The organism is Vibrio sp. E14, assembly GCF_020515785.1.
Taxonomy (GTDB): domain Bacteria; phylum Pseudomonadota; class Gammaproteobacteria; order Enterobacterales; family Vibrionaceae; genus Vibrio; species Vibrio diabolicus.
In genome coordinates this window covers 1-5,125 of record NZ_JAHPJI010000025.1, presented here as the reverse complement: position 1 = coordinate 5,125, position 5,125 = coordinate 1, and the positions used below count along the sequence as shown (strand labels likewise).

The following is a 5,125-nucleotide window of genomic DNA, read 5'->3' as shown; positions in this document are numbered from 1 at the left end:
TATTTGGTGTCATTGCTAAACACGATACACGAATAATTCCTCCTTAGCTCAGTTGGTAGAGCGACGGACTGTTAATCCGCAGGTCACTGGTTCGAGTCCAGTAGGAGGAGCCATTTTTAAAAGCCGCATCTTTTGATGCGGCTTTTTGGCATCTGCCTTACGTTCATTTCATTCCCCCCAGTTTCTCTGTTTCTCTGTTTCTCTGTTTCTCTGTTTCTCTGTTTCTAGCATCGCAAAATATTAAGCCCAATTTCTAAAAAACACTTATTTTACGATAAAAATTTAATCCTCATCATAATTTCAATACGCACTAGTATGCGCTCATATTCATCTTCACTAAGATGCCCGAGTTATTACATTTCTTCTTTTAACTATGCCTTGCATAGTGATGACACTTTATTTGTGAGCCAAATATGAAACTAAAAACTCAAGCCTATTTATTATCTGCGATCATATTGCTAGCACTCCTAGCACTGACCGCAACGGGCTTATGGACACTTCGCGTCGCAAGTAACCTTGATAACAAAGCTCGGGTTACTGAGCTATTCAAAAGTGCGTACAGCATTCTTACCGAAGTAGAAAAAATGGCTATCGAAGGCAAAATGCCAGAGGACGAAGCGAAATCATTAGCCACTCGCCTACTCCGTAATAATATCTACAAAGACAACGAATACGTTTATGTCGCAGATGAGAACATGATTTTTGTTGCAGCTCCGCTTGACCCTCAATTACATGGAACAAGCTTTCACGACTTTCGTGATGGAGATGGCAACAGCGTCGGCCAACTTATCTTAGATGTTTTGGGGCGCAAAACAGGTCAAATCGTCGAATATACTTGGAGTCAAAAGCAGGCCGACGGAAGCATTGAAGAAAAACACTCTATTGCCGAGAAAACACCACATTGGGGCTGGGTTGTAGGTACAGGGATCGGCTTTAATGAGGTGAATGCTCGCTTCTGGGCTACCGCTCAATGGCAGCTTGTACTGTGTTTAGTTATCGCGGGGAGTATTCTCGGTGGCCTGATAATCTCGATTCGCAAGATGCTCAATCTACTTGGTGGAGAGCCAAACGATGTGCGCAAAGCCGTTCAAGCTGTCGCACAAGGCGACATTCAGACCAGTTTTGATACAGTGGCGCCGAGAGGAAGTATCTATCGTGCGGTGCAAGATATGAGTCAATCACTAGCCACCATGGTGACAAACCTTGAGAAATCCATGCACGCACTGCGCGCTGAGTTATCTGCCGTAGAATCTCGCTCAAATACGATTGCCGATCTCACCGTACCCCAGCAGCAGTCAACAGCAATGATTGCCACTGCGATGACTGAAATGGCATCTTCAGCCAACCATGTTGCCAACTCGGCAAGTGATACAGCAAACAACACAGACGAAGCCGATAAACAAAGTCAGCATACTCAGAAGTTGATTCACAGTACTGTTGAAAACATTCAAGGTTTGGCTTCTCAATTAAATACTGCAAGTAAAGCGGTCGCCGATCTAGATCAGGATGTAAATAATATTGTAAAAGTGCTCGATGTAATTGGCGATATTGCAGAGCAAACAAACTTACTCGCACTCAATGCTGCCATTGAAGCAGCACGTGCCGGAGAGCAAGGTCGAGGCTTTGCCGTTGTTGCCGACGAGGTGCGTAACCTGGCAGGCCGAACACAAGATAGCACTAAAGAGATTCAGCATATGATCTCCAACCTGCAAGAAGGTTCCCGTAACGCTATTCACACAATGGAAGTATGTGCAGAAACCAGTGAGGGCACAGTAACAGAGTCTAAGAATGCCTCTGAAGCTCTGCAGCAAATTGTAACGGCGTTAGAATCTATCACCGCAATGAGTCAGCAGATCGCGACCGCAGCAGCCGAACAAACTCAGGTTAGCGATGATATTGCGCTGCGCGTCAATCTTATCGAGGAAAGCGGAAGCCAGCTCAACTCTGTGGTAACGGAGAGCCAATCAAGCACTCAAAGTTTAGCTTCGCTGGCAGATGAGCTAGAAGGTTGGGTAAACAAGTTCTCTGTAAAGCACTAGGTTAAAGTCAATTGTTTAGTATAAAGCACGTTTTCAAGCGTGCTTTTTTTGTTTTTATCCATTTACTCTACTTTCAAACTCCTATCTCTCCATTAAAGAAAGCTTAGTTAATGGTGTATTTGTATCAAAAATGCATAAAAACAGCCCACTCCGAGCACATTTTCATCAAACGATATTTTATTTTAATTTTATGGTTGACCTAAGAGCCGAAAAACCGTTTAATACACCTCGTCGCCCGGATAGCTCAGTCGGTAGAGCAGAGGATTGAAAATCCTCGTGTCGGTGGTTCGATTCCGCCTCCGGGCACCACAATTTATTAATTGTTGGTGCTTAGCACGAACAATAGTTAAAGAATATAGTGTGCCGACTTAGCTCAGTAGGTAGAGCAACTGACTTGTAATCAGTAGGTCACCAGTTCGATTCCGGTAGTCGGCACCATTTATTTTCTTAAAAAGACAATTCCTCCTTAGCTCAGTTGGTAGAGCGACGGACTGTTAATCCGCAGGTCACTGGTTCGAGTCCAGTAGGAGGAGCCATTTTTCAGTTAGTAAGTCGATTACTTATTAACGAAAATGTGCCGACTTAGCTCAGTAGGTAGAGCAACTGACTTGTAATCAGTAGGTCACCAGTTCGATTCCGGTAGTCGGCACCACTTATTAAAATTTGTTCCTCCTTAGCTCAGTTGGTAGAGCGACGGACTGTTAATCCGCAGGTCACTGGTTCGAGTCCAGTAGGAGGAGCCATATTAGAAAAAGCCGTATCTCTTGATACGGCTTTTTTGCATTGGTTTAAAGTCAAACTCTTTTCTACTCATACCACTCAGGAAAGAAAATCAGAGTTTAGATCATTACCTTGAAGGCATCGCTTAACTTGGAGTGGAATATCTGCTCACCAACAACTCTGCTTTCTATCGATAGTCCCACCATAAGCAATGTTCACCAATAAATAATAATCATAGTGGGTGGCACACATCTCCCAGATCAAAAAAGCCAGGTAAAACCCAGCTTTTTGCTTAAATCAACCAACTCAGCTTAAACCACCGAGACATATATACTTTGTCTCCAAATATTCATCGAGCCCTTGTTTCGCACCTTCTCGGCCAACTCCTGACTCTTTCACTCCTCCAAACGGGGCCACCTCAGTAGAAATAATCCCCTCATTGACACCAACCATGCCGTATTCCAAACCTTCGCTGAAAGCAACAATACGCTTGAAGTTATTCGTGTAGAAGTAACAAGCCAAACCATACTCTGTGTCATTCGCCATTCCGAGAACTTTTTCATCATTCTCAAAGGTAATAATAGGTAACACAGGCCCGAATAGCTCTTGCTGAACAATCGACATATGCTGCTTGACGCTATCCAAAAGAACGGGCTCCATAAAGCGCCCAGAGCGTTTCTGTGGAGAGTTGGCAATAGAAGCTCCTTCTTGTACGGCTTGGTCGATCACTGCCTCTAGGCGATGTTTAGAAGCCATCGTAATAACAGGACCTAATGTGACACCTTTCTCTAAACCATTACCAAGCTGTAATTTGTTTAACTTCGACAATACTTTTTCAATAAAAGCTTGTTTTACATCTTCATGGACATACAGCCGATTGGTACAAACACATGTTTGCCCTGCATTACGGAACTTCGAAGCGACAAGCCCTTCCGCAGCCGCATCCAAATCTGCATCTTCAAAAACAATAAAAGGTGCATTACCACCTAACTCCATCGAAACCGCTTTGACAGAGTCACTGGCTTGTTTCATCAAAATCTTCCCGACTCGCGTAGAGCCCGTAAAAGAAACTTTCTTAATCCTAGGATCAGTACTTAGTACTTGGCCAAACTCAGCTGCCTGCTCTGATACCACCACAGGAAGCAGTTCTTTTGGGATTCCTGCCTGATAAGCTAATTCAACAACAGCAATTGCAGTAAGAGGCGTAAGCTCAGAGGGCTTGATCAACATGCCACAGCCTGCCGCCAGGGCTGGTGCTGTTTTTCTTGTAATCATCGCAATAGGGAAGTTCCACGGCGTAATTGCAGCGCATACCCCTACAGGCTGGCGAATAGCAGACAGACGTCGATCTGTCGTAGGGGCAGGTATAACTTCGCCATAAGCACGTTTGGCTTCTTCTGAGAACCACTCGACAAAAGAGGCGCCATACATCACCTCCCCTTTACTCTCGGTTAATGGTTTCCCCTGCTCTAAGGTAATAATCGTGGCAATGTCTTCTGCATTATCAAGGAGTAATTGATACCACTTTTTCAAGCGACGAGAGCGCTCTTTAGCACTTAACTTTGCCCAGCGAATTTGCTCGGTTTTACACTTACCAATAATGTCATCTAATTCCTCAAGAGCACTGGGCTTTAATCGAACTAATTCTTGCTCAGTTGCAGGGTTGATGACCACAATTCCCTCTTCGGAAGACCATTGTTTAAATACGGATTTCAAGGTTTCATTTTTTATTTGTTGCATCATCAAACTTACTCCTACGAGAACTCCTCTTAGGTTAATCGTTACTAGCAAGATCAGCAAAGAAAACAAAGTTTTCTAAAAGACATGAATGTTCGAATGACTTTACTCTCTTAACAGTCTAGACGCTCATTCTCTTCCAATGACTAAATCAGACTAGCGGTAACAAACTCCAGCAATCCATTCTCCTAGGGACTATCCAGAACACTAGAACGATGAATATTTGCGAAGTAGCAGTAGAAACCCCTTGCTAGAGAAAAGCGTTAACGAAATACGCAATGACAGAGTGCTGACGATGAGCTAGCTTATGCGGATTCATCAGTCTCCAGCATTTACTATAAGGTTCGAATCTGTAGAGATATGAGCAAGATTACATTCAACTAGAATTGTGCAATTCGGTTACTGATAAAGCTGGCACTACAGATACCAAAATCTTAGCCTTTCAAGTGAAGCTTAATATAAGTGGCAGCGGTTCTGTGCTACTAACTGGCCTTTCCGCAGGACTCATTCGATTGAAGGGAAAAATATACTCGCATTAACGAAAAAAGCCCCAGTCTTTCGACTGAGGCTTAATAGAAGTGGCGGAGTGGACGGGACTCGAACCCGCGACCCCCGGCGTGACAGGCCGG

The 5,125-nt window shown here is 44.0% G+C and carries 2 protein-coding genes and 6 tRNA genes; 7 read left to right on the top strand and 1 reads right to left on the bottom strand.

Annotated elements, in window-relative coordinates; genetic code table 11:
- Window positions 1–37 precede the first annotated feature (37 nt).
- The 7 genes from LIX84_RS23085 to LIX84_RS23055 all read left to right on the top strand — a co-directional run bounded on the left by LIX84_RS23085 (window position 38) and on the right by LIX84_RS23055 (window position 2,782).
- A tRNA-Asn gene (locus LIX84_RS23085) sits at window positions 38–113 on the top strand.
- A gap of 300 nt (window positions 114–413) precedes the next feature.
- Window positions 414–2,039 carry a methyl-accepting chemotaxis protein gene (locus LIX84_RS23080; protein ID WP_226422254.1) on the top strand — a complete coding sequence of 542 codons (1,626 nt, stop codon included), beginning with the start codon at window positions 414–416 and terminating at the stop codon, window positions 2,037–2,039.
- Between the two features lie 233 nt (window positions 2,040–2,272).
- A tRNA-Phe gene (locus LIX84_RS23075) sits at window positions 2,273–2,348 on the top strand.
- A gap of 53 nt (window positions 2,349–2,401) precedes the next feature.
- Window positions 2,402–2,477: transfer RNA gene (locus tag LIX84_RS23070), tRNA-Thr, on the top strand.
- Window positions 2,478–2,499: 22 nt separating this feature from the next.
- Window positions 2,500–2,575 (top strand) — tRNA-Asn (locus LIX84_RS23065).
- A gap of 40 nt (window positions 2,576–2,615) precedes the next feature.
- Window positions 2,616–2,691 (top strand) — tRNA-Thr (locus tag LIX84_RS23060).
- 15 nt (window positions 2,692–2,706) lie between these two features.
- Window positions 2,707–2,782, top strand: a tRNA-Asn gene (locus LIX84_RS23055).
- A gap of 283 nt (window positions 2,783–3,065) precedes the next feature.
- Here the strand turns inward: LIX84_RS23055 and LIX84_RS23050 are convergent.
- Complete coding sequence (locus LIX84_RS23050; RefSeq protein WP_226422253.1) at window positions 3,066–4,502, bottom strand: NAD-dependent succinate-semialdehyde dehydrogenase; 1,437 nt, start codon at window positions 4,500–4,502, stop codon at window positions 3,066–3,068.
- Between the last annotated feature and the right edge of the window lie 623 nt (window positions 4,503–5,125).